Below are 22,532 nucleotides of genomic sequence, written 5' to 3' on the forward strand. Positions count from 1 at the left end.
TCTTGTGGAGACCTTTCGCAACCTTTCCGTTTCTGTAACCGAACGAGTACAGGCCGGAGCGTTTTAATGGCAGACTTCGGCTCCTGAAGCGATGGGGAGGGTGCAGCGACGTGAGTGCGGGAGAGTCGAGCGGCTCAGTGGTGCGACGCATCCTGCTGGGCTCGCAACTGAGGCGCCTGCGCGAATCGCGTGGCATCACCCGGGAAGCGGCCGGCTACTCGATCCGCGCATCCGAATCGAAGATCAGCCGCATGGAGTTGGGACGGGTGAGCTTCAAGGCCAGGGACGTCGAGGACCTGCTGACCCTGTACGGCATCGCCGACGAGGCCGAGCGCGGCGCGCTCCTCTCCCTCGTCAAGGAAGCCAACGTCGCGGGCTGGTGGCATACGTACTCGGACGTCCTGCCCGGCTGGTTCCCCACCTATGTCGGCCTGGAGGGCGCGGCGTCGCTCATCCGCGCCTACGAGGTGCAGTTCGTGCACGGGCTCCTGCAGACCGAGGGGTACGCCCACGCGGTCGTCGCCCGGGGCATGAAGGGCGCGCCGAAGGCGGACATCGAGCGGCGTGTGGCGCTGCGCCTCGAACGACAGAAGCTCCTCGTCTCCGAGCATGCCCCCGAGTTCCACGTGGTGCTCGACGAGGCGGCGCTGCAACGCCCGTACGGCGGACCGAAGGTGATGCAGAGTCAGCTCCGGCATCTGATCGACATCTCCGAGCGGCCCAACGTCACGCTCCAGGTCATGCCGTTCGGCTTCGGTGGCCACTCGGGTGAGACCGGCGCCTTCGCGATGCTCAGCTTCCCGGAGTCCGACCTCTCGGACATCGTCTACATGGAGCAGCTGACCAGCGCCCTGTACCTCGACAAGCGCGAGGACGTCACGCAGTACGCGCGGTCGATGGAGCAGCTCCAGGCGGAGTGCCCGACGCCCGAGGAGAGCGTGGACATCATCCGCGGCCTGCTGACCAGGGCCGCCTGAGGACCGCTCCTCCCCGCCCGTTTTCCGATCGACGGTGATCGGTATGCGATCGGCGTGCGATCGGTATGCGATCGGCCGGACGTCCTAACCAGGCCACAACTCGACTGGTACAGACGTAAGATGACGAGCCATTAGGTGTCTGCCGGCAGCAGCAAGGGATCCCATGTCCTACTTCACCGAACTGGCCCAGCAATACATCGACGGTTCATGGCGTCCCGGCCGAGGGGCGTGGGACATCATCGACTTCAACCCGTACAGCGGCGAGAAGCTGGCCTCTATCACCGTGGCGTCGGCCGACGAGGTCGACGAGGCCTACCGCGCGGCCGAGCGGGCGCAGAAGAGCTGGGCGGACACCAACCCGTACACGCGCCGCCTGGTCTTCGAGCGGGCCCTTCGCCTGGTCGAGGAGCGCGAGGACGAGATATCCGACGCGATCGTCGACGAGCTCGGCGGTACGCGGCTGAAGGCCGGATTCGAGCTGCATCTCGCCAAGGAGTTCCTGCGCGAGTCGATCCAGCTGGCGCTGCGCCCGCAGGGGCGGGTCATCCCGTCGCCCGTGGACGGCAAGGAGAACCGGGTCTACCGCGTTCCCGTCGGAGTCGTCGGCGTCATCAGCCCCTTCAACTTCCCGTTCCTGCTGTCGCTCAAGTCGGTGGCACCCGCGCTGGCCCTCGGCAACGGCGTGGTTCTCAAGCCGCACCAGAACACGCCCATCTGCGGTGGTTCGCTGGTCGCGAAGATCCTTGAGGACGCGGGCCTGCCGGCCGGTCTGCTGAACGTCGTCATCACCGACATCGCCGAGATAGGCGACGCGCTCCTCACCCACCCCGTGCCGAAGGTCATCTCCTTCACCGGCTCCGACGCGGTGGGCCAGCACGTCGCCACGGTGTGCGCCTCGCAGTTCAAGCACGCCGTCCTGGAGCTGGGCGGCAACAGCGCGCTGACCGTGCTCGACGACGCGGACATCGACTACGCGGTCGACGCGGCGGTCTTCAGCCGGTACGTGCACCAGGGCCAGGTCTGCATGGCCGCCAACCGGATCCTGGTGGACCGCAAGGTGGAGAAGGAGTTCACCGAGAAGTTCGTCGCCAAGGTCAGGTCCCTCAAGGTGGGCGACCCGCGCGACCCGTCGACCGTCATCGGTCCGGTCATCAACTCCACGCAGGCCGAGGCCGTCTCGGGCGCCGTCGACCAGGCGCTCGCCGAGGGCGCGACCGCGCTGCTGCACGGCAAGGCCGTCGGCAATCTGGTCGAGCCGAGCGTCCTGACGGGCCTGCCGGCCGACTCCCCGGTGCTGCGGCAGGAGATCTTCGGTCCTGTCGCGCTCCTCATCCCCTTCGACGGGGACGAGGAGGCGGTGGCGGTCGCGAACGACACCCCGTACGGGCTGAGCGGGGCCGTCCACACGCGGGACGTGGAGCGGGGCGTCGCGTTCGCGCGGCGCATCGACACCGGAATGATCCACGTCAACGACGGGACGGTGCACGACGAGCCGCTCGTCGCGTTCGGCGGTGAGAAGCGGTCCGGGCTCGGCCGGCTGAACGGCGAGGCGACCGTCGAGGCGTTCACCACACAGAAGTGGATCTCCGTGCAGCACGGCCGGAGCCAGTTCCCGTTCTGAGCCTCAGCCTCAGCCGGGGTCAGCGTGTTCCGTAAGGCAGCAGCGCCATCTCGCGGGCGTTCTTGATCGCCGCGGTGAGTTGGCGCTGCTGCTGCGCCGAGACGGAGGTGACGCGGGTGACGCGACGGCTGCGGATCCTGCCGCGGTCGGAGTTGCGCGGGGGCGTTCAGACCCCCAGGAGGGTGTCGAACGCGCGGGGCAGACCCTTCCAGGACTCGCGGCCCGCGCCGTACTCGGTGTCGGTGAGCAGGCAGGACTCGAGGATCTCGGCGAGGGCGTCGCGGTCGAGTCCGGGTGACGTGAAGACGAGGTGCTGGCAGCAGTCGCCGTGCTGCGGGTGCCAGTCCAGGGCGGCGGCCGCGCGGCGGACCGGCGGGACCAGGTCCCACGCGGCGTCCGGCAGGGACACCAGCCACGGCCCTGCGCTCTCGACGCACAGCGCGCCGCCCGCCACATCCCAGTGCAGGAGCATGTCCGGGCGGTCCGCGAGCCAGAACCGGCCGCGGCTGCGGGCCGCCGCGCAGGTCAGGTCCTCCAGCGCCGCGTAGAGCCGCTCCGGGTGGAACGGCCGGTCGCGGTGCCAGACGAGCGTGGAGACGCCGGCCTCGTCCGCCTCCGCGGGCAGCAGCGCGCACGCCGGGTGCTGGGCCGCCGCTGCCGCCTCCACGTCGAATCCGGCGAGCGCGGCGCCCGCGAGGCCGCCGTGGCCGATGGGGACCTGGCAGGCCGTCGGGTGGAGCTGAGCGAGTAAGGCCCGGTCCGCGTCGTCGGCCTCGGGGGAATCCACGAGCGCGAGCACCGGAGCGTATTCGAGCTGCCTGGCCCAGGTGTCGGCGATGGTGCGCCGGTCCGTGGCCGCCGCCGCGAGCCCGGCGTCCATGAGGTCGTCGCCGTTCCCGAGGCAGGCCAGCAGGAGCGCGGGATCCACGCCGGTGATGACGCCGGTGACGGGAAGCGCGGGCCCGCCGTGCGCGGCGACGACCTCGGCCATCGCCTTGGGCTCGACGGAGTCCCACAGTTCGACGACCGCGAGCCGTGTGAGCCCGGCGTCCGCGAGCCGCTCCAGTTCGGGGACCAGGTCCTCGCGCAGGGCGCAGCACGCGCAGTCGTTGACGAGGGGTGCCTCGCCGGTGCCGAGGATCCCGGTGGCGTCACGCAGAGTGCGTACGACCTTGCCCTGTACGGCAGTTGAGAGGTCATGGTGGAGCGCGACGCTGCCCGGGACCGTGGCGAGCAGTTCCTCGACGGCGGCCCGGCGCGCTTGAGCGTGCAGGCCGCCGACGATCACCACGGGCAGCCGGGTCACCGGCCGCCCCGCTTCCCGAAGCGCCGCTCGAAGCGCTCGACGCGCCCGGCGGTGTCGAGGACGCGTGCGGTACCCGTGTAGAAGGGGTGGCTCACGTTCGAGATCTCGACGTCGATGACGGGGTAGGTCCGGCCGTCCTCCCACTCGACGGTCTTGTCGCTGGTGGCGGTGGACCTGGTGAGGAAGGCGTGGTTCGCGGCGCGGTCACGGAAGACGACCGGGCCGTAGTCGGGGTGGATGTCCTCGCGCACGGGGCTCAGCGCTCCTCTCGGAAGTCGACGTGTCGGCCTGCGACCGGGTCGTACTTGCGCAGGGTCACGCGGTCGGCGTCGTTACGGCGGTTCTTGCGGGTGACGTAGGTGTAGCCCGTACCCGCGGTGGACCTGAGCTTGATCACTGGGCGGAGTTCGTTGCGTGCCATGTGGCTAGTATATGAAAATGAATCCCGTTTCCAAAATGGCTCGGGTCAGTCACAGGACCAGGACCGGGAGGCCGCACGGTCTTCGGGTCGCATGGCCTTCGGGCCGCGGCTCCGGGTGACGGGCCGCAGCTCCGGGTAACGGGCCGCAGCCAACGAGAGAGGTACGTCGTTTTGTCCGCGCACTGCATGCTGACCGGGGCCACCCCCGGCTTCGGCAACCGCATCTCCCACTCCCACCGGCGCACGTCACGCCGCTTCGACCCCAACGTCCAGCGCAGGCGCTACTGGCTGCCGAGCGAGGGCCGGCACGTACGGCTGCGGCTGAGCGCCAGAGCGATCAGGACCGTCGACGCGATCGGCGTGGAAGCCGCCGTCGCCAGGATTCGTGCCCGAGGAGTGAGGATCTGATGGCCAAGAAGAGCAAGATCGCGAAGAACGAGAAGCGCCGGAGGGTCGTCGCCCGCTACGCCGCGCGCCGGGCCGAGCTCAACGAGATCGTCCGCCGACTGTCGTCCACCGACGCGGAAAGATTCGCCGTACAAAGGGAGTTGGCACGTCAGCCGAGGGACGCGAGCGCCACGCGCGTACGCAACCGCGACAGCGTCGACGGCCGGCCGCGCGGATATCTGCGCGCCTTCGGCCTCTCCCGCGTGAACCTGCGCGGGCAGGCCCACGCGGGCTTCCTGCCCGGAGTGCGGAAGTCCTCCTGGTGATCTTCCCGGCGACCCCCGATGGTGTGAGGGGCGGCTGGTAGCTTGCTGCGGGCCGGGCCACGTACCGGCAGTCACATCCGCAACGTAGGGGGATCTTGTGCTCAAGCGCGTACGGATCGGTGCCGCCGCGGCGGGAGTTGCCGCGGCGCTCGTGGTCACCGGATGCAGCAGTGACAGCGGCGACGGGGGCGACGGCGGCAAGTCCAAGGAGACTCCGCAGGCCTCGGACAACGCGTCCGCGGGGGCCGACACCGGCGGTTCCGGTTCTGGTTCCGGTGGGAAGTCCGGCAGCCTTCAGGGGAGTTGGGTCACCACATCCCAGGGCAAGAGTGTCGCCCTGCTCATCAGCGGCAAGAAGGTCGCGCTGGTCGGCGAGCACGTGTGCAGTGGAACCGCCGGCGACGAGATGGGCATGCAGATGCTCACCCTGAAGTGCGCCGACGGGAACACCGACCGGAACATGGGCCAGGTCAAGTCCGTCGACGCCACGACCCTGAAGGTGTCCTGGGAAGGGTTCGGGGACGACACGTTCCGTAAGACGGACAACGGGAAGCTGCCGTCGGGGTTCCCGACGATGGGGCTACCGAAGTCCTGACGGGGGCCTCTCGGCCGACTCGGGCGACGGGCGCGACGGGCGCGATGCGGGTGCCCGTCTCGGGTGATGGGGCAAGGGTCTCGTCGGCGCGGGCAAGGGTCTCGTCGGCGCGGACAGGGGCCTCCGTCGGCGCAGGCAGGCGTCTCCTCGGCGCGGGCAGGCGTCTCCATCGGCGCGGGCAGGCGTCTCCGTCGGCGCCGTTCCGTCGCCCAACTTCCGTAACCCGCTTCCCCGTTATCGGGCCGCCTGATCCTCCGGACCGGGCGGCCCTTCGGGTTTCCGGTCGTCGGGTTGCCCGTCATCGAGGGCTGGCGGGTCCTCGGCTTTCAGGGTGATCGGGGGGACGTCCGTGTCGAGTGCGTCGGAGAGTTCCTCCAGGGCCTCCAGGAGCAGGCCCGCGCCCCTGCGCACGACCCGGTCCGGCACGCCCTCGCCGTCCCAGTCCGCGAGGGCGTCACGAACCGCCTGCCAGCTCGGCACCCGGCGCTCGCGCACCGTACGCGCGCCGTCCTCCGTGGCCGTGCTCAGCGCCTTCGCCAAGCGGGCGGCGGCCGGGACCGGGGTCGCGTCACGTTCGGGGAGGTGCGCCTCCATCAGCATCTCGACCCGGCCGATGTGCCGCAGGGCGTGTTCGGCGTCGTCGGCCGCGGCGCGGGAGAGGCCGCGGTGGCGCACCGGTTCGGTCCGCGCCCTGGACGCGGCGTCCTGCCAGGCGAGTTCGGCCGTGCGGGCGGCGAGCAGGGCCTCGCGCACATCGGGCAGGTTCCCGCCGCCGGGCTCCGCGTAGCGGCCGATCACGGCGGCGCCGTAACGGCCGAGGGCGAGCAGCCAGTCCGCGAGGCGCGTGCGCAGGCGGGGTGTCTCCCAGGCCGGGTAGAGCGCGTACGCCAGCATGGCGAGGAGGCCGCCGACGAGCGTGAGGACGACCCGCTCGGGGACCGTCTGGTCCCACGCCTCGCCGCCCATGCCGAGCAGGAACACTACGTACGCGGCGATGCAGGCCTGCGCGGCGAGCTGGCCCGTGCGCATCACGAGGTACATCAGGCCCGCGCAGACGACGGCGAGCGCCGCGGAGATGCCGGTGTCCGGGTGGGCGACCTGGACGATCCCGGTGGCGAGGGCGACTCCGATGACCGTGCCTCCGAAGCGGGCCACCGCGCGGGAGTACGTCTGCGAGAAGTCGGGGCGCATGATCATCACGGCGGTCATCGGTGCCCAGTAGCCGTGGCCGAAGGGGAGGGCGGTGCCGATGACGTAGCCGACTGCGGCGACGGCCGACACCCGGATGGCGTGCCGGAGAATCTGCGACCCGCGGTGCATCTCCTTGCGCATCGCTCCGGCCGCGATGGGGAGCAGCCGGACGAGGGTGGGGCGGCTGAGCTGGGCGTTCTCGTTGCGGGGCTCGGGGTGCTGGGTGTCCGTGCGCGCGCCCGCGGTCTCCAGCACGTCCCTCAGGAGCGAGCCCAGGCGCGCCGCCGCCCGCTTCGCCGGGCCGGAGAGGATCGCTCCCGTGTCGGGGGTCTTGAATGTGGCGACCGCCGCCGGGGGCACCTTGACCGGGGCGCCGTGGCGGATCGCCCGTGCCGCCGCGTCCAGGATCGATCCCGCCGCGCCCAGGAGCTCCCGGACCCGCTCGCGTTCGGGCCCCTCGTCCGGGACGCCGACGGCCGGATCCGCGAGGGAGGCGAGAACGGGGCGGATGCGTTCGGCGATGCCGCGGGCGCCGCGCAGCTGGGCCGGGCGGGTGCGGGCCTGGCGCGGGGTGAGCGCGGCGGCGCTGCGCGCCAGCATCAGCGGTTCCCCGTCGAACGGGGCGACCGGGTCGTGGCGCAGCCTGCGCGCGTAGTCGGCCTCCGCGGCGAGCGCGTCGGCCAGGGCGTCGCGGTGCGCCCCCCATCTGCGTACCGGGAAGAGGATCACGAGCGCGGCCTGGACGAGACCGCCGAAGACCATCATCGCGGCGTGCCCGGCGGCGGCCGCGACCGAGGTCGGCAGGGTGATCGTGACCAGCATCATCGCGACGTTCGACGACGCGATGATGCCGATTGTCGGGCCCGCCGCCCAGGCCAGGCCCGCCAGGAACGTCCACAGGACGAGGAGCGCGAGGAAGAGGACGAGGTGGCCGCCGGTGAGGTAGCCGAGGAACGTCGAGACGCCGAGGCTCGCGCCGGAGGCCACGGCCAGCTCGGGGCGGGGGCGCCAGCTGCGCTGGAACGTGGCGATCGCCGCCTGGAACGCGCCGAACGCGGAGCTCGCCGCGACCGCCGGGCCGAAGAACGTGAGGCTGACCGTGATCACGATGGCCAGACCGGCGGCACCACGCAGCGCGACCAGGGGTTCCAGCCGTTTCCGCTCGACACTCAGCCCCGAGCGGGTGGTGTCCTTGAGCGCCCGGAACCAACTCACTCCGCCAGGATACGGGCGAGTCTGGATCAATAGCGGAGAGTGGGGCATATGGGGTGGGGTAGGGGGTGGCCCCGGCGTCCCGCCCGGCGCTGGGCCACGCGTCACGCTGCTCGATCAGCGCTGCCCCGCGCAACACCGCCTCGATCAGCACCGCCTCGTGCAGCACCGCCTCGGGCAGCACCGCCTCGATCAACGCCGCCCCGCACTGCACCGCCCCGCACAGCACCGCCTCGATCAGCGCCGCCCCGCACAGCACCCGCCTCGCACAGCACCGCCTCGGGCAGCACCGCCTCGCACAGCACCCGCCTCGCACAGCACCGCCTCGGGCAGCACCGCCTCGCACAGCACCCGCCTCGCACAGCACCGTGAAGTGCAGGCTCAGCGTCGCACAGCACCGTGAAGTGCAGGCTCAGCGTCGCCTGTTCACCGCGGTGTGCCGCCGCCACGTACCTCGGCGCGGTCCGAGACGCGGGCGCGGTCCGCGGCCGCCACGCCTTCCGCCCAGCCAGCTCCGTCGCTGACGCCTCGGACCCTGGTCGTCACGGTCTGCGGGAACATGTCGTCCGCCCGGTCGGCCACCGCAACGTCGCGCGCCGCCAGGACCGGCAGGAGCCCGCCCTCCTGGCTCCGGCCGGTCACCTCCTCCGCCACCGCCGCGAGCCGGTCACCGATGCGATGCGCGTACGCGGCGAGGAACGCCTGCCGGAACGTCTTGGTCCGCTTGCGTCCCCCGGCGCGCTGCTCGGCCTCGGCCCGCGTCATGGCGGCCGTTCCCTGCACCAGCAGCGACGTATGAAGCAGCTCCACTGCCTCCAGGTCGGACTCGAAACCGACGACCGTGGAGAAGCCGAAGCCGCTGTTCCACACCGCGCGGCAGCGGTTCGCCGACGCGACCGCGTCCAGGAGGGCCGCCTTCGCCGTCTCGTACGGGGCGTCCACGCTGATCCGGCACGCGACGGGCGTGTCCTTCGCGTGCGTACGGGCCGCGAGCAGCGCCGCGTCGACGCTGTGCCTGGTCATCAGCTCCTGCGCCTTCGCCGCCAGCGCCTCGGCCTCCGGCGGGTAGCCGGTCGCCTCGGCCTTGGCGAGCAGCGCGCGGATCCGGGCGAGCTCGCGCGGCTCCCCCGCGACGGGCCGCGCCACGGACTCTCCCGGCACGGGCCCCACGGCCTCGATCTGCGGGAGGCGCAGGAGCAGGCGGTACAGCTCCAGGACGGCGGTCGCATACGAGAAGCGGTCGAGACGGGGAAGCCCTGAACCCGACCCTGAACCGGACCGAGATCCGGATCCCGACCCGGAACCCGTTCCCGGCCCCGCGTCCCGCGGCAGCTCGGCGAGCTGTGCGTCCCAGCGCGGGGGCAGGTACTCGTACCGTGCGGTCTCGGCGCGTATCAGGCGGGCCGCGATGTGTCCGTGCGGTGCCTCTTCCAGGTCGCGTACGACGATGCGCATGACATCGGCGGGTTGCCAGCCGCGCTCCCAGGCCCGACGCACGAACTCCTGCCCGCGCAAGGCGAGTTGGGTATCGGCGGACGGATCCGCGGCGAGCAGGGACGCGCCCGTGTCGAGCCCGGCCTCGGCGCCCTCCCCGTACAGGGCGGCGGCGAAGGCCCGCTCGACCGTGGTCCGCGTCGTACGTTCTGCCATGCGGGAGCGCCGCCTCCTTGCCTGTGTACCTATGCGCCTGTGTACCTATGCGCCTGCGCGCCGGTTTGCCGGTCTACCTGCGTGCCGGTTTACCGGTTTGCCGGTTCGGTTCGCCGTGTGGTCGTCCGTCGCGTGGCCCGTCGTGTCCTCCATGGTCTCAGGCGTGTACGGGGGCCGGGGGTATGGCTGGCCCTACCCCCGGGACACCCCCCAGTGGTCGTGTTCGCGGGGCTCCGCGGCGCTTGGGTTGAGGCATGACCACACCTGCCGTGCGCCTCACCGCCGTACGCCGCGAGTACCGCGGCGTCACCGCCCTCGACGGGGTCGACCTCGACTTCCTCGCCGGGACCTTCACCGCCGTGATGGGACCCTCCGGGTCCGGTAAGTCGACGCTCCTCCAGTGCGCCGCGGGCCTGGACCGCCCGACGTCGGGCACCGTCACCGTCGCCGGGACCGACCTCACCGGACTCGGCGAACGGGCGCTCACACTCCTGCGCCGGGACCGGATCGGTTTCGTGTTCCAGTCCTTCAACCTGCTGCCTTCACTGACCGCCGCACAGAACGTGGCGCTCCCCCTTCGGCTCGCCGGGCGGCGGCCCTCGCGTGCGGAGGTACGCGAGGCGCTGGGCCGCGTCGGTCTCGCCGACCGCATGGGGCACCGCCCCTCGCAGCTCTCCGGCGGCCAGCAGCAGCGGGTGGCCCTGGCCCGCGCCCTGATCACCCGGCCGGCCGTCCTCTTCGGCGACGAGCCGACGGGCGCGCTCGACACGACCACCGGACGTCACGTGCTCACGTTGCTACGGGAGTTGGTCGACCGGGAAGGTCAGACGACGGTGATGGTGACGCACGACCCGGTGGCCGCGGCGCGCGCGGACCGGGTGGTGTTCCTGGTCGACGGGAAGGTGGTGGACGAGCTCCTGACCCCGGACGCGGAGACGGTCGCGACACGGATGACGGGGCTGGAGGGGGGCGCGGGGGCTTGCGCGGGTACGGGTGCGGGGGCTCGCGCGGATACGGGTGCGGGGGCTCGCGCGGGGGCCGGTGCGGGTGACATGTTCGCCGCGGCCACTCGCCCCCTGTCCGCCGGCAACACGCTCAGCGAGGAGGTCGACGCATGCTGACCACACTCGCCTCCGTCCGGGCGAACCTGCGTACTCGCTGGCATCTCTTCGCGGGTGTGTTCGTCGCCGTCGCGCTCGGGGTGGCCCTGGTCGCGGGCATGGGGCTGGGGCTCGCGGCGGCTGCCGACCCGCCCCCTGGCAAGCCGCAACGGTTCGCCGCGCAGCCTGTCGTAGTCATGCCACACGACGCCCTGACCGTAGAGGTCGACCGGGGCCCGCACCGTGCCCACGACTCGAAGCGAATCCCCCATCCACAGCCTGTGGATAAAGAAATCCTCCGCGAACTGGCCGATCTAGGCACCGTCCATCGTGATCATCTCGCGCCGGACGCGGTCGGCGTAGACGCCTCGGCGGCCGCCGTACGCGAGGTGGTCGGCGACCGGGCGCAGGTCCTGACCGGCGCGGCCCGCCGCCAGGCCGACCCGGGCGCGGAACGCGACGCGCAGGCCGTCGTCGCGGTGCGGGCGATGCTGGGCACGGCCGGCGGAGTCTCGGCGTTCGTCGCCGTCTTCGTCACGGCATCGACGTTCGCGTTCGTGGTCGCCCTGCGCAGGCGGGAGTTCGGACTGCTGCGGCTCGCGGGCGCCACCCCGGGACATGTGCGGCGACAACTCGTCACCGAGGCCCTCGCGGTGGGGGGTGCGGCGAGCGCCACCGGCTGCGTCCTCGGCTCCTGGGGCGCGCCACTGCTCGGCCGGGCCCTGATCGACAACGGCATCGCGCCTCCGTGGTTCACCATGAGCGGCACCGGCACGTCACCACAGTGGACCTCCTCCACCTCCTCCCCCTCCTCCACCTCCTCCCTCTCCTCCGCCTCATGGACCCCCTGGAGCCCCACACCCTCTTCGACCTCTTGGACCGACTGGACCTATTGGACCTCCTGGCCGTTTCAACTCGCCTTCTGGACCGGCCTGTTCGTGGCGGTCGCGGGAGCATGGGCCGCGTCGCGCCGCGCCGGACGCATCGGCCCGGTGGAAGCGCTGCGGGACGCCGACGTGGACACGGACGTCATGCCGTGGAGTCGCCGGATCGTCGGCGCCGCGCTTCTCGCCATGGGGCTCGGCCTGACGGTCCACGCCCTCTGGAGCGACCCGTCGGCGCTCCTGAAGCGCAAGACGTACACCACCCAGCCGATGATCCTCATCACGGCGGCGGCAGCGCTCGCCCCACTCCTTGTCCGCCCCGTGCTGCGGCTGGTCCGGCTGCCGGGAGCGGTCGGGCTCCTCGTCCGCGAGAACGCCACCGCCTCCGTCCGCCGCACCGCCGCGATCGCCGCACCCGTCCTGGTGACGGTGGCGCTCGCGGGCTCCCTGATGGGCTCGGCAGAATCTGTGAGCGCGGCGAAGGCGCAGGAGGCGAGCGAGCAGACGCGGGCCCAACTCATCGCCACCGGCGACGATTTGAGAATCTCGCGGCCGGTTCCCGGTGCGGCCGCCGTCTCCCCGTCCGCCTCTACCGCGGTCTTCGTACGGGAGGAGGGCACCGCCCTCGTCCGCACCGAGGCACGGGCCGTGAGCGACCCCGCGGCTCTCGCCGCGACGAGCCGCCTCCCCGTCGTAGCCGGTGACATACGCCGCCTCGACGACCGCTCCATCGTCGTCAACGAGGAGTGGGAGCACCACCGCGTCGGCGACCGCCTGACCGTCTGGCTCGGCGACGGACGCCGCACCACTCTCCGTATCGCCGCCGTCCTGGCGCGCGGCACCGGCGACAACGGCGCGTACGTCACCCTGCCCAATGCGGGAGCGGCGCCGGTCGACCGGATCGACGTACGCCTGCCGCCGGGCGCCTCACCCTCGGCTGTGACGGGCGCGCTGCGAGCAGCCACATCCGGGCACGACCTGCGCATACACACCGCGGCCGCCTGGCTCGACGCCACCCATCCCCGGGTCAAACCCCAGACCCGGCAAGGCATGCTGCTGCTCCTGGGCATCGCCCTCACCTATACGGCGATCTCGCTGGCCGGAACGCAGTTGATGGCCGCGTCCGTACGGGACGGGGAGCTGCGGGCCCTGCGCAGGGCCGGGACCACGCGGGCCCAGGTCAGGTGGATGTTCGCCGGCGAAGCGCTGGTCGCGGTCGCGGCCGGCACGGCCCTCGGACTGGCCGTCATCGCACTCAACCTGGGCGGACTTGCGGCTGCGCTCGGCCGGCTCTCGCCGACGGGGGCGGGAGTCCTGCCGGGACTCGGGGCCGGCGTAGTGGTTCCGTGGGGTGTCGTCGGCGGGTCCGTGGCGCTGTGCGCGGTGGTCGCTGTGGGGGCGGGGGTACTGGGCGCGGGATGGGGGCGCCGGAATGGTGCGGGGAGTGGTGGGTGAGGGCTCGGGTGACGGGCGGTGAGTGAGTGCCTCCGGGATGGACGGCGTCGGGTGACCGGGGCGTACGCCGGTCGGCCGGTCTTTCGGCCAGGCAGAACCGTTCGAAGGGCGGCCCGGCCCACCCCCGGCGACGATCGACTCTGGGGAACGTAGCCCGGAAGGACGTAGCTCCGGAGAACGCAAGCGACCGGACGAGATCACCCAGAGAACAGCAGAGGACACCAGAGCACACCAGCAGGACCAGCAGGACCAGCACCGCCTGGTTCGACCAAGCAGTGAGAGGCAGACACCGGTATGGAAGCCATCGTTTTCGAGGAGTTCGGCGGACCCGAGGTACTGCGGTTCAAGGACGACGTCGAGGAGCCGCACGCGGGTCCCGGCCAAGTCCGCGTGAAGGTCGCGGCGGTCGGGGTCAACCCCATCGAATACAAGATCAGGAACGGCTGGATGGAGCAGGCCTTCCCGACCGCCCTGCCGGCTGTACCCGGCAACGAGTTCGCCGGAACCGTCGACGAGATCGGCGAGGGCGTCACCGGCCTCTCGGTGGGCGACGAAGTCCTCGGCTGGACCACGACCGGCGCGTACGCGGCCTACGCCCTGGCCCAGGCCTCCGCCGTCACCCCACTGCCCGCCGGACTCGAAGCCGCCGAGGCGGCCACCCTCCCCGTCGCCGGCGAAACGGCCCAGCGCGTACTCGACCTGCTCGGCGTACGCACCGGCGAGACGCTGCTGATCCACGGGGCTGCGGGCGCGGTCGGCTCGATGGGCGTACAGCTGGCCGTGGCGCTCGGCGCGACGGTGATCGGCACGGCCTCGCCCGCCAACCACGACTTTCTGCGCTCCATCGGCGCCATCCCCGTCGCGTACGGGGACGGGCTCGTGGAGCGGGTGCGCGCGGTGGCCCCGCACGGCGTGGACGCGGTGTTCGACGCGGCGGGCAAGGGGGCGCTGGCGGACTCGGTCGAACTCCGCGGCGGCACCCCGGAGCGAGTCGTCACCATCGCCGACCCCGACGCGGCCAAGTACGACGTGGTCTTCACGTCCGGCGGCGGTGACCGCGCCAAGGCCCTCGAGGACCTCACCCACCAGGCCGCACTCGCCGCGGACGGCAAGCTCCGCATCTCGATCGCCGACACGCTCCCCCTCCGCGACGCGGCCAAGGCGCAGGCCCTGAGCGAGGGAGGACACCCGCGGGGGAAGCTGGTGCTTCTGGTGGGGTGACATGACTGGTGGTCCCAATGGGGTGGGCCCTCCCGGCCCCGGGGGGGCAGGGACACCGGCCCCCGCCGCCGACGGGGAGCCCACCTCCGCCACCCGCGAACCCGCCAGCCGCCACCTGCCACCTGCCACCTGCCACCTGCGGATGCCAACTCCCCCAAACACCACCCGCCCCTGCGGATGCCGACTCCGCCGGACGCTGCGACGCTCGGTGGATGAGAGTGGCGCTTGCGCAGACCGACTGTGTGCTCGGCGAAGTGGACACGAATCTGGCCGTCGCCCGGGAGCAGACCGAGCAGGCGGCGGCCCAGGGCGCAGACCTCGTGGTGTTCCCCGAGCTGAGCCTGCACGGCTATCACCTCGGCGCCCTGCGCCAGGACGTCTCCCTCCCGGTGACGGACCCGCGCCTGGCCGCCCTCTCGACACTCGGCGCGGATGTCGTGATCGGCCTGCACGAACACACAAGCCTGCGCGCCTACAACACCTCCGCCTATTACGCAGATGGCCAACTCCTCCATTCCCACCGCAAGTTGTATCTGCCGAACTACCTGGCCTGGGAGGAACGCAAGCACGTCAGCCCCGGCCAGCATCTGCGCGCGTACGACCTGCCGCACGGACACGGCCGCGCCGCAACCCTCGTCTGCAACGACGCCTGGCAGCCCGTCCTGCCGTGGCTCGCCGTGCAGGACGGCGCGGAGGTCGTCATCGTCCCCGCGAACAGCGCGGCGACGCTCGACCCGGAGGCCATGGACACAGGCCTGTACTGGGACACCCTCCTCGCCTACACCGCGAAGATGCTCCAGTGCTGGGTCGTCTTCGTGAACCGCGTCGGCAACGAACATGGCGCCTCCTTCTGGGGTGGCTCCCGCGTGGTCGACCCACGCGGGACGGTCGTGGCCCAGGCCCCCAAATGGGAACCGGCCCTGGTGACCATCGACATCGACCTCCATGAGGCCCGCCGGCAGCGCAGGTCGGTCCCGCTGGTCGCGGAAGCCCGCCTCGGCCTGATCGACCGGGAGGTCCGCCGCCTGATCGACGAGGGAGGCGACAGCTGACCCGCACCCGGGCCCACGCCCGCGCGGGCACCGACCGCCACCGCCACCGCCTATCGACGACCCCGGCGCTGTCAGTGCCGGGTGTAAGACTCACCGACATGACCGAGAAGTGGGCCATCGCGGCCACCGAGGACGGCGGAGCCCAACTCACGCCGCTCGGTGCCGACGGCACACCCGCAGCTCCCGTCCGCAAAGAGCCCAGCCTCGCGGAAGCGGTCCGCGCACGTCCGGACGTCACGCGCTGGATCTGGGGATCGACAGCGGCTGTCTACCCCAGGCTGCTCGCCGCGGGAGTCCGCGTGCCGCGCTGCTACGACATCGAGGACGCCGAGACCCTCCTCCTCGGCCACGCCGGCCGCTTCGGGGAACCCCGCTCCGCAGCTGCCACCCTGGCCAGGATCCGCGGGACAGCCGTCCCTCCGGACCCCCCGCAACGCGCCGCGACCCCCGGCTCCCAGTCCTCCCTCTTCGAACCCCAACCCGTTCATGTCCCCCTCGAAGACCTCATAGAGGTGTACGCCGATCAGCAGCGCCGCCACGACGCCACCGCCCACCCGGGCCGGATGCGGCTGCTCACCGCCGCCGAGTCCGCGGCCATGCTCGTGGCGGCCGAGATGAACGCCGCGGGCCTCCCGTGGAGCGCGGACGTGCACCGCTCCCTACTGCACGAACTGCTCGGCGAGCGCTACGCGGGCGGTGGCGAACCACGCCGCCTCGCCGAACTGGCCGACGAGGTGTCCGAGGCGTTCGGCCGCCGCGTACGCCCCGATCTCCCGGCCGACGTGGTGAAGGCGTTCGCCCAGGCCGGCGTGAAGATCACGTCCACGCGCCGCTGGGAGATCGAGTCGATCGACCATCCGGCGGTGCGGCCCCTGATCGAGTACAAGAAGCTGTACCGGATCTACACCGCACACGGTTGGTCCTGGCTCCAGGACTGGGTCCGCGACGGCCGCTTCCGCCCCGAGTACCTGCCCGGCGGCACGGTCACAGGACGCTGGGTCACCAATGGCGGTGGCGCACTCCAGATCCCCAAGGTCATCCGCCGCGCCGTCGTCGCCGACCCGGGCTGGCGGCTCGTCGTCGCCGACGCGGACCAGATGGAACCCCGCGTCCTCGCCGCAATCTCCCGCGATCCCGGCCTGATGGAAGTTGCCGGGCGGGAGACCGACCTCTATCAGTCCGTCTCCGACCGGGCCTTCTCCGGCGACCGCGCCAAGGCAAAGCTGGCGGTGCTCGGCGCGGTGTACGGCCAGACGTCCGGCGACGGCCTCAAGAATCTCGCCGCCCTCCGCCGCCGCTTCCCGCAGGCCGTCGCCTACGTCGACGACGCGGCCCGCGCCGGCGAGGAGGGCCGCCTCGTACGGACCTGGCTCGGCCGCACCTGCCCACCGGTCGCCGGCGCCGGCGACCAGGACGAGGCCGGCATCCCCCAGGACGACCCGTCCCCCGAACAGGCTTCGGGAGACACCGAGTTCACCCCCGGCTACGCCTCAACTAACTCCCGCGCCCGCGGCCGCTTCGCCCGCAACTTCGTCGTCCAGGGGAGCGCCGCCGACTGGGCCGACCTGATGCTGGCCGCCCTGCGCCAGTCCTGCACCGGGATGGCGGCCGAACTGGTCTTCTTCCAGCACGACGAGGTGATCGTGCACTGCCCGAAAGAGGAAGCAGAAGCAGTGACCGTGGCGATCCGCGAGGCCGCAGAACTGGCCGGCCAGCTCACCTTCGGCGACACCCCGGTCCACTTCCCTTTCACCACCGCAGTGGTGAAGTGCTACGCCGACGCGAAGTGACACCCGCCCCCAGGGCCACTCACGGCCTCGGATCGCATCACCCCGCGGCCACCAATCACCAAACACTGCCCAGCACATATCGCTCACCGGTCGCTGGACCCTAAACCCTAAGCTCCGGGCCCCAGACGCAGGCCCCAGGCCGCGAAGCCGCGACGCCACAAGCCACAAACCAAAAGCCCAGGGTGGCCCCGGCACCGGCCCTACCCCCGCCACCTCTCACTCGTGGCTATCGCCTTGAGCTGTGTCATGGTCAGCGCGGGCGTGGTCCTCGTGGCCGGGGTGTGCTGCGAGCCTGAATTGAACGCCGATATCAAGACGCGGAACCCGTCCTTGCGGATCGTGTCCACGGTCCACATCGCCACGCCCTGGCCTCCCTTCTCACCGGGCCCCTGATGTGTGACGACCTTCGTGCCGTCCGGCAGGGTCTGCGCACCGGAGCTGAAGAGCTCGCCCTCCACGTCGGACATGTTCGGCTGCACATTGATCTGGACGAGGCTCGCCCCCTTGCCGTCGTTCACCACGACGTACGCGAAGCCGTCTTCGCCCTGGCGGGTCGACACCTTGGCGCTCTTCGGCAGCAGCGAGGTGAGGTTCTTGAGGATGGTTTCGCCGCCGGTCGCCTGCGGGGCCAGCGACTGCACAGGCTCGTCCTGCGGCTTCGGCAACGCCCGCAGTATCGGACGCCACTCCTTGGAGGTCACCAGGGCCTTCAACTGTGCGGTGCTGAGCGGCGGTTCGTCCCGGGAGGCGGGTTCGCCCTTCTCCGCCGGCGCGTTCCACTCGCTGGCGTCGACGGTGAAGCCCTCCGGCGTCACCATGTACGCGTGCCACCACTTGGTGTCCGCGCGCTTGTCCGGGTACTCGTAGCCCCGCAGGAGCAGCAACCGGGAGCCATCGGCCAGCTTCTTGCTGGAGCAGGAGTCGTACGGCGTGTAGTCCTTCTCGGGGCAGGCGAGCTGTTCCGCGACCCTCGTGCCCTCAGGGTCGACCCGGCCCAGACTCAGCCCGATCGCCGCCTTGCCCTTGCCGTCGTCGAAGACGACCGAGGCGAGCGGCCCGAGCTCCCCCTCCGTGCCGCGCCCCGACTCGCTGCTGAACTTGCCGTCGGGCAGCAGCTCTTCGAGGGTTTTGATCAGATGGCTGGCAGGGAAATGTGGCCCCTCGCCGGGTGTGCTGGTCTTCCCCTGAGTAGTGCTGCCCGGCCTGGGCTGCGCGGCCACCGGGCTGCCGTGCTCCGCCTCGGCCCCGAAAGCGCCGGCAGCGTACGACGCGCCGAAGCCGACCGCGGCGAGCGCAGCGAAGCTCCCGGTGACCGTCGCGGCCCGCCGGCGTCGCAGCCTGCGCCGGCCGCGCACCACACCACCGTCGACCAGAGGCCCACCCGCGACATTGAACGTCTCACCAGCTATCCGCAGGGCCTCCCCGAGGCCATCCACGAAGGCTTCCCGGTCACGGTCTTCGTCTGTTCCTGACACGCCGAACCACCACTCCTCACACAAGATCGAGTCAAGCTCATGACGTGGCGAACTCAGCCACGCTGCCGCCCAGTTGCTCCCGCAGCCGGGCCAACGCCCGCGTGCTCCGCGTACGCACCGCCGCCGAGCTGACGTTCAGAATCTCCGCGGTCTCCATCACGGATCGGTCCTCCCAGTACCGCAGCACGATCACCGCCCGGTCCTTCGGCGGCAGCTGCCGCAGCGCGTCGAGAAGAGTGATCCGCAGTGAGGCGTCACCCGGCGCGCTGTCCGTGGTCTCAGGGAGCTCGTCGCTGGGCCGCTCCTGCGCGGAACGCCGCCGCTGGTGCGCGAGAAAGGCACGTATGAGGACGGTCTGGGCGTACGCCGCCGGGTTCCCGACCCGTGACGACCGCCCCCACACCACGTACATCCGCCCCAGCGTCTCCTGCACCAGATCCTCGGCGAAGTGCGTGTCGCCACTGGTCAACAGGCATGCCGAACGGAACAGGTGTCCTGTCCGGGCCTCCGCGAACTCCCGGAACCCGCTCTCCTTGGACCGCCTCATCAGGCGCCCTCCCCCTCATCGCCCCACACCTTTTAGATGCGGTGAGGCGGACGGGATGTTTCAACGGCGCCAGGAATCACGAGCACCTCAGCAGCGGGCCACATTCCACCGTCCGCGGCCACGCAGAGGGGCCCTCCGCGATCTTCCGTTCGCGGAGGGCCCCTCTACAACAAGAAAAGCAAAAGCCCCAGATCACGGCGAGTGAGTTCTGGGGCTTCCACAGAGCCGCCTTCGGGATTCGAACCCGAGACCTACGCATTACGAGTGCGTTGCTCTGGCCATCTGAGCTAAGGCGGCGCGCTGTCTGCACCATGGTGCGGTCAGCAACGTCGCCAAGTCTACACAGTTTTCGGGGGTGCTCCGCACACCCCCTGCGGAGGCCCCGGGACGGGCGTCCCGGGGTGCCGAAAAGTGCCATCGCACCCCTTATGAGCAGCGCTTTCCGTCCTTGGGCGGCGTGCCGTCGACGAGGTACGCGTTGATCGTGGAGTCGATGCAGGTGCTGCCTCGGCCGTACGCGGTGTGGCCGTCGCCCTCGTAGGTGAGGAGCGTGCCGGAGTCGAGCTGGCCGGCGAGGGCCTGTGCCCAGCGGTACGGGGTGGCCGGGTCGCGGGTCGTGCCGACGACGACGATCGGGGCGGCGCCCTTCGCCTCGATGCGGTGGGCCTCACCCGTCGCCTTCACCGGCCAGTACGCGCAGTTCAGCGCCGACCATGCGAGGCCGTCACCGAAGACCGGGGACGCCTTCTCGAAGGACGGCAGGGCCGCCTTCACGTCGTCGGGACTCTTGAAGGACGGCGGCAGGTCGAGGCAGTTCACGGCCGCGTTGGCCGCCATCAGGTTCGCGTATGTGCCGTCGCCGTCGCGCTCGTAGTAGCTGTCGGAGAGGGCGAGCAGGCCCGCGCCGTCCTTGTCCTTGATCGCCGAGCTGAGCGCGGAGCGCAGTTGCGGCCACGCCCCCTCGTCGTACATCGCCGCGATCACTCCGGTCGTACCGAGGGCCTCGCCGAGCTTGCGGCCCGCGGGGTCACCGGTGGGGATGGGGGTGCGGTCCAGGTCGGCGAAGAAGGCCTTGAGGCGATTGCCCGCGTCCGCGGCGCTCACCGTGCCCAGGGGGCAGTCGGAACGCCGTACACAGTCCTTCGCGAACGACTGGAACGCCGTTTCGAAGCCGGCCGTCTGGTCGCGGTTCATCTCCTGCGAGGAAAGGGACGGGTCCATCGCGCCGTCCAGGACGAGGCGGCCGACCCGATTCGGATAGAGCCCCGCGTAGGTCGCCCCGAGGAACGTGCCGTACGACGCCCCGACATACGTCAGCTTGTCGTCGCCGAGCGCGGCGCGCAGGACGTCCATGTCGCGGGCCGCCTCGACCGTGGAGACGTGTGGCAGCACCTTGCCGGAACCCGCCTCGCAGCCGGCCGCGAACTTCTTGAAGGCCGCCGACAGTTCGTTCGTCTCCGCCTGATCGTCGGGCGTGACATCGGTCTGCGCGTACGCGTCCATCTGCTTGCCGTCGAGGCACTTGACCGGTTCGCTGCGGGCGACGCCGCGCGGGTCGACCGCGACCATGTCGTAGCGGGCGCGGACCGCCGCCGGGTAGCCGAGGGCGGCGTACGACTGGAGGTAGCCGATCGCCGAGCCGCCGGGCCCGCCGGGGTTGACCAGGAGTGAGCCGAGGCGCTTGCCCGGGCCGGTGGCCTTCTTGCGGGCGACGGCCAGCTTGATGTCACCGGCCTCCGGCTTCTCGTAGTCCAGCGGCGCCTTCATCGTGGCGCATTGGAAGCCAGGGACGCCACAGTCGCGCCAGGCCAGCGACTGCCCGTAGTAGGAGGACAGGTTGGCGGGGGTCGCCTTGGGCAGCGCGGCGAGCGAGATGTCCGCCGTCCGTGTGCTTCCCGAACTCCCAGGTGAGCAGGCGGACATGAGGAGTCCGGCGGCGAGCAGGGTTCCACAGGCCCGCAGGCCTCGGACAGGGGAATGATGGCGCCTGAAGTGCATCAGTCGAGCCTAACCGTCCGCGTTCGATCGGTCGCAGTGTGTGGCGACCGCGCCCCGTACGAGTTAACCGAAGGGTGTGTCAGCCCGCCCGCAGCGCCATCGTCATCGCTTCCACGGCGAGCAGCGGCGCCACATTGCGGTCGAGCGCATCACGGCATTCGGCGATCGCGTCGATGCGACGGAGCGTGGACTCGGGCGAGGCCGCGCGGGCGAGGCGCTCCAGGGTGTCCTGCGCGTCGGTGTTCGCGAGGGCGATGCGAGAGCCGAGCTGCAGGGCGAGCACATCGCGGTAGAACCCCGTGAGGTCCGTGAGGGCCAGGTCGAGGCTGTCGCGCTGCGTACGCGTTCTGCGCCGCTTCTGGCGGTCCTCCAGCTCCTTCATCGCGCCCGCCGTGCCGCGTGGCATCCGGCCGCCGCTCTGCCCGCCGAGCGCCGCCTTCAGCTCCTCGGTCTCCTTGGCGTCGACGTCCTCGGCGAGCTGCTTCGTGTCCTCCGCCGCGGTGTCGATCAGCTCCTGCGCGGCCTTGAGGCACCCGCCGACATCCTCGACGCGCAGGGGCAGCTTCAGCACCGCCGCCCGCCGCGCCCGCGCGCGCGGGTCCGTGGCGAGGCGCCGCGCGCGGTCGATGTGGCCCTGCGTGGCGCGGGCCGCCTCGGCGGCCACGTCCGGCTCGATGCCGTCGCGTCGTACGAGCATGTCGGCCACCGCCTCGACCGCGGGCGTACGCAGCGTCAGGTGGCGGCAGCGGGAGCGGATCGTGGGCAGCACGTCTTCGAGGGAGGGCGCGCAGAGCAGCCAGACGGTCCGCGGGGCTGGCTCCTCGACGGCCTTCAGCAGGACGTTCCCCGCGCCCTCCGTGAGGCGGTCCGCGTCCTCAAGGACGATGACCTGCCAGCGGCCCACGGCGGGCGACAGCTGTGCCCTGCGGACGAGCTCGCGGGTCTCCTTCACGCCGATGGAGAGCAGATCCGTACGGACGATCTCCACGTCGGCGTGCGTGCCCACGAGGCTCGTGTGGCAGCCGTCGCAGAAACCGCAGCCAGGGGCTCCGCCCAGCGCCCGGTCCGGGCTGACGCACTGGAGCGCGGCGGCGAACGCGCGCGCGGCGGTCGCCCGGCCCGAGCCGGGCGGTCCCGTGAAGAGCCAGGCGTGCGTCATCTTGGAGGCCTCGGGCGGCGGAGTATTCGTCGCGTTGGCCGTGACGAGCGCGTCGGCGTCCCGCGCGGCGGCGTCGAGCTGCGCGGCCACGCGCTCCTGTCCCACCAGGTCGTCCCATACGGGCATGGACTACCGCCTCACCGTCGAACTCCGGCACTTCGCTCT

The 22,532-nt window shown here is 71.4% G+C and carries 19 protein-coding genes, 1 tRNA gene and 1 pseudogene; 10 read left to right on the plus strand and 11 right to left on the minus strand.

Going from position 1 to position 22,532, the window contains the following annotated elements:
• Positions 1-110: 110 nt before the first annotated feature.
• On the plus strand, positions 111-977 hold the full coding sequence (locus tag AC07EJ_RS23730) for a helix-turn-helix domain-containing protein (RefSeq protein ID WP_393586747.1): 867 nt from the start codon (positions 111-113) through the stop codon (positions 975-977).
• A 163-nt stretch (positions 978-1,140) separates the two neighbouring features.
• Complete coding sequence (locus AC07EJ_RS23735) at positions 1,141-2,598, plus strand: aldehyde dehydrogenase family protein (RefSeq protein WP_389489871.1); 1,458 nt, start codon at positions 1,141-1,143, stop codon at positions 2,596-2,598.
• 19 nt (positions 2,599-2,617) lie between these two features.
• Here the strand turns inward: AC07EJ_RS23735 and rpsR are convergent.
• The 4 genes and pseudogenes from rpsR to rpmG all read right to left on the minus strand — a co-directional run.
• Positions 2,618-2,749, minus strand: a pseudogene (gene rpsR / locus AC07EJ_RS23740) (30S ribosomal protein S18); the annotation flags it as partial.
• 15 nt (positions 2,750-2,764) lie between these two features.
• Positions 2,765-3,904: a CobW family GTP-binding protein gene (locus AC07EJ_RS23745; RefSeq protein WP_478884891.1), complete on the minus strand. Its 1,140-nt coding sequence runs from the start codon at positions 3,902-3,904 to the stop codon at positions 2,765-2,767.
• Positions 3,901-4,155 (minus strand): type B 50S ribosomal protein L31, encoded by a 255-nt coding sequence (locus AC07EJ_RS23750; protein ID WP_389489875.1) that lies wholly within the window; start codon positions 4,153-4,155, stop codon positions 3,901-3,903. Before AC07EJ_RS23750 ends, AC07EJ_RS23745 begins: the two co-directional genes overlap by 4 nt.
• Before the next feature lie 5 nt (positions 4,156-4,160).
• The gene (gene rpmG / locus AC07EJ_RS23755; protein ID WP_478884892.1) at positions 4,161-4,325 is read right to left on the minus strand and encodes a 50S ribosomal protein L33; all 165 of its coding nucleotides are present in this window, start codon (positions 4,323-4,325) and stop codon (positions 4,161-4,163) included.
• Positions 4,326-4,496: 171 nt separating this feature from the next.
• On the opposite strand from rpmG, the gene rpmB reads away from it, so the two are divergent.
• The 3 genes from rpmB (at position 4,497) to AC07EJ_RS23770 (ending at position 5,633) form a co-directional block, all read left to right on the plus strand.
• On the plus strand, positions 4,497-4,733 hold the full coding sequence (gene rpmB, locus AC07EJ_RS23760) for a 50S ribosomal protein L28 (RefSeq protein ID WP_389489877.1): 237 nt from the start codon (positions 4,497-4,499) through the stop codon (positions 4,731-4,733).
• Positions 4,733-5,038 carry a 30S ribosomal protein S14 gene (gene rpsN, locus AC07EJ_RS23765; RefSeq protein WP_478884893.1) on the plus strand — a complete coding sequence of 102 codons (306 nt, stop codon included), beginning with the start codon at positions 4,733-4,735 and terminating at the stop codon, positions 5,036-5,038. The genes rpmB and rpsN overlap by 1 nt, the downstream gene beginning before the upstream one ends.
• Positions 5,039-5,135: 97 nt before the next feature.
• On the plus strand, positions 5,136-5,633 hold the full coding sequence (locus AC07EJ_RS23770) for a hypothetical protein (RefSeq protein WP_389489881.1): 498 nt from the start codon (positions 5,136-5,138) through the stop codon (positions 5,631-5,633).
• 234 nt (positions 5,634-5,867) lie between these two features.
• Here the strand turns inward: AC07EJ_RS23770 and AC07EJ_RS23775 are convergent, their stop codons facing one another.
• Together AC07EJ_RS23775 and AC07EJ_RS23780 are read right to left on the minus strand one after the other, a co-directional pair.
• Positions 5,868-8,039, minus strand: coding sequence for an FUSC family protein (locus AC07EJ_RS23775; protein WP_478884894.1), 2,172 nt, complete (start codon positions 8,037-8,039; stop codon positions 5,868-5,870).
• A 423-nt stretch (positions 8,040-8,462) separates the two neighbouring features.
• On the minus strand, positions 8,463-9,686 hold the full coding sequence (locus AC07EJ_RS23780; RefSeq protein WP_478884895.1) for a DUF2786 domain-containing protein: 1,224 nt from the start codon (positions 9,684-9,686) through the stop codon (positions 8,463-8,465).
• A 254-nt stretch (positions 9,687-9,940) separates the two neighbouring features.
• Between AC07EJ_RS23780 and AC07EJ_RS23785 the strand changes: the two genes are divergently transcribed.
• The 5 genes from AC07EJ_RS23785 (at position 9,941) to AC07EJ_RS23805 (ending at position 17,188) form a co-directional block, all read left to right on the plus strand.
• Entirely contained in the window at positions 9,941-10,807 is an 867-nt protein-coding gene (locus AC07EJ_RS23785; protein WP_478884896.1) for an ABC transporter ATP-binding protein, read from the plus strand.
• Complete coding sequence (locus tag AC07EJ_RS23790; protein ID WP_478884897.1) at positions 10,801-13,125, plus strand: ABC transporter permease; 2,325 nt, start codon at positions 10,801-10,803, stop codon at positions 13,123-13,125. Before AC07EJ_RS23785 ends, AC07EJ_RS23790 begins: the two co-directional genes overlap by 7 nt.
• A gap of 294 nt (positions 13,126-13,419) precedes the next feature.
• Positions 13,420-14,346, plus strand: a complete 927-nt coding sequence (locus AC07EJ_RS23795; protein ID WP_389489895.1) for an NADP-dependent oxidoreductase — start codon at positions 13,420-13,422, stop codon at positions 14,344-14,346.
• A gap of 212 nt (positions 14,347-14,558) precedes the next feature.
• Positions 14,559-15,398 (plus strand): nitrilase-related carbon-nitrogen hydrolase, encoded by an 840-nt coding sequence (locus AC07EJ_RS23800; protein ID WP_389489897.1) that lies wholly within the window; start codon positions 14,559-14,561, stop codon positions 15,396-15,398.
• 98 nt (positions 15,399-15,496) lie between these two features.
• Entirely contained in the window at positions 15,497-17,188 is a 1,692-nt protein-coding gene (locus AC07EJ_RS23805; protein ID WP_478884898.1) for a bifunctional 3'-5' exonuclease/DNA polymerase, read from the plus strand.
• Between the two features lie 200 nt (positions 17,189-17,388).
• Here AC07EJ_RS23805 and AC07EJ_RS23810 read toward each other — a convergent pair whose 3' ends face one another.
• The 5 genes from AC07EJ_RS23810 to AC07EJ_RS23830 form a co-directional block, all read right to left on the minus strand.
• Positions 17,389-18,663, minus strand: a complete 1,275-nt coding sequence (locus tag AC07EJ_RS23810) for a hypothetical protein (protein ID WP_478884899.1) — start codon at positions 18,661-18,663, stop codon at positions 17,389-17,391.
• A gap of 37 nt (positions 18,664-18,700) precedes the next feature.
• A complete protein-coding gene (locus tag AC07EJ_RS23815) occupies positions 18,701-19,210 on the minus strand; it encodes a SigE family RNA polymerase sigma factor (protein ID WP_389489904.1) in 510 nt (169 codons plus the stop codon).
• 223 nt (positions 19,211-19,433) lie between these two features.
• A tRNA-Thr gene (locus AC07EJ_RS23820) sits at positions 19,434-19,507 on the minus strand.
• A 129-nt stretch (positions 19,508-19,636) separates the two neighbouring features.
• Positions 19,637-21,208, minus strand: coding sequence for an alpha/beta hydrolase (locus tag AC07EJ_RS23825; RefSeq protein ID WP_389489906.1), 1,572 nt, complete (start codon positions 21,206-21,208; stop codon positions 19,637-19,639).
• A 79-nt stretch (positions 21,209-21,287) separates the two neighbouring features.
• Positions 21,288-22,493, minus strand: a complete 1,206-nt coding sequence (locus AC07EJ_RS23830; RefSeq protein WP_389489909.1) for a DNA polymerase III subunit delta' — start codon at positions 22,491-22,493, stop codon at positions 21,288-21,290.
• Positions 22,494-22,532 lie beyond the last annotated feature (39 nt).

The sequence above is a fragment of the Streptomyces sp. NPDC045026 genome, assembly GCF_056432625.1.

Coding starts and splice junctions, on each gene's coding strand:
- AC07EJ_RS23735 (WP_389489871.1), top strand. CDS start 1,141: ATGTCCTACTTCACCGAACTGGCCCAGCAATACATCGACGGTTCATGG.
- rpmG (WP_478884892.1), bottom strand. CDS start 4,325: ATGGCACGCAACGAACTCCGCCCAGTGATCAAGCTCAGGTCCACCGCG.
- rpsN (WP_478884893.1), top strand. CDS start 4,733: ATGGCCAAGAAGAGCAAGATCGCGAAGAACGAGAAGCGCCGGAGGGTC.
- AC07EJ_RS23780 (WP_478884895.1), bottom strand. CDS start 9,686: ATGGCAGAACGTACGACGCGGACCACGGTCGAGCGGGCCTTCGCCGCC.
- AC07EJ_RS23785 (WP_478884896.1), top strand. CDS start 9,941: ATGACCACACCTGCCGTGCGCCTCACCGCCGTACGCCGCGAGTACCGC.
- AC07EJ_RS23790 (WP_478884897.1), top strand. CDS start 10,801: ATGCTGACCACACTCGCCTCCGTCCGGGCGAACCTGCGTACTCGCTGG.
- AC07EJ_RS23795 (WP_389489895.1), top strand. CDS start 13,420: ATGGAAGCCATCGTTTTCGAGGAGTTCGGCGGACCCGAGGTACTGCGG.
- AC07EJ_RS23800 (WP_389489897.1), top strand. CDS start 14,559: ATGAGAGTGGCGCTTGCGCAGACCGACTGTGTGCTCGGCGAAGTGGAC.
- AC07EJ_RS23805 (WP_478884898.1), top strand. CDS start 15,497: ATGACCGAGAAGTGGGCCATCGCGGCCACCGAGGACGGCGGAGCCCAA.
- AC07EJ_RS23815 (WP_389489904.1), bottom strand. CDS start 19,210: ATGAGGCGGTCCAAGGAGAGCGGGTTCCGGGAGTTCGCGGAGGCCCGG.
- AC07EJ_RS23825 (WP_389489906.1), bottom strand. CDS start 21,208: ATGCACTTCAGGCGCCATCATTCCCCTGTCCGAGGCCTGCGGGCCTGT.
- AC07EJ_RS23830 (WP_389489909.1), bottom strand. CDS start 22,493: ATGCCCGTATGGGACGACCTGGTGGGACAGGAGCGCGTGGCCGCGCAG.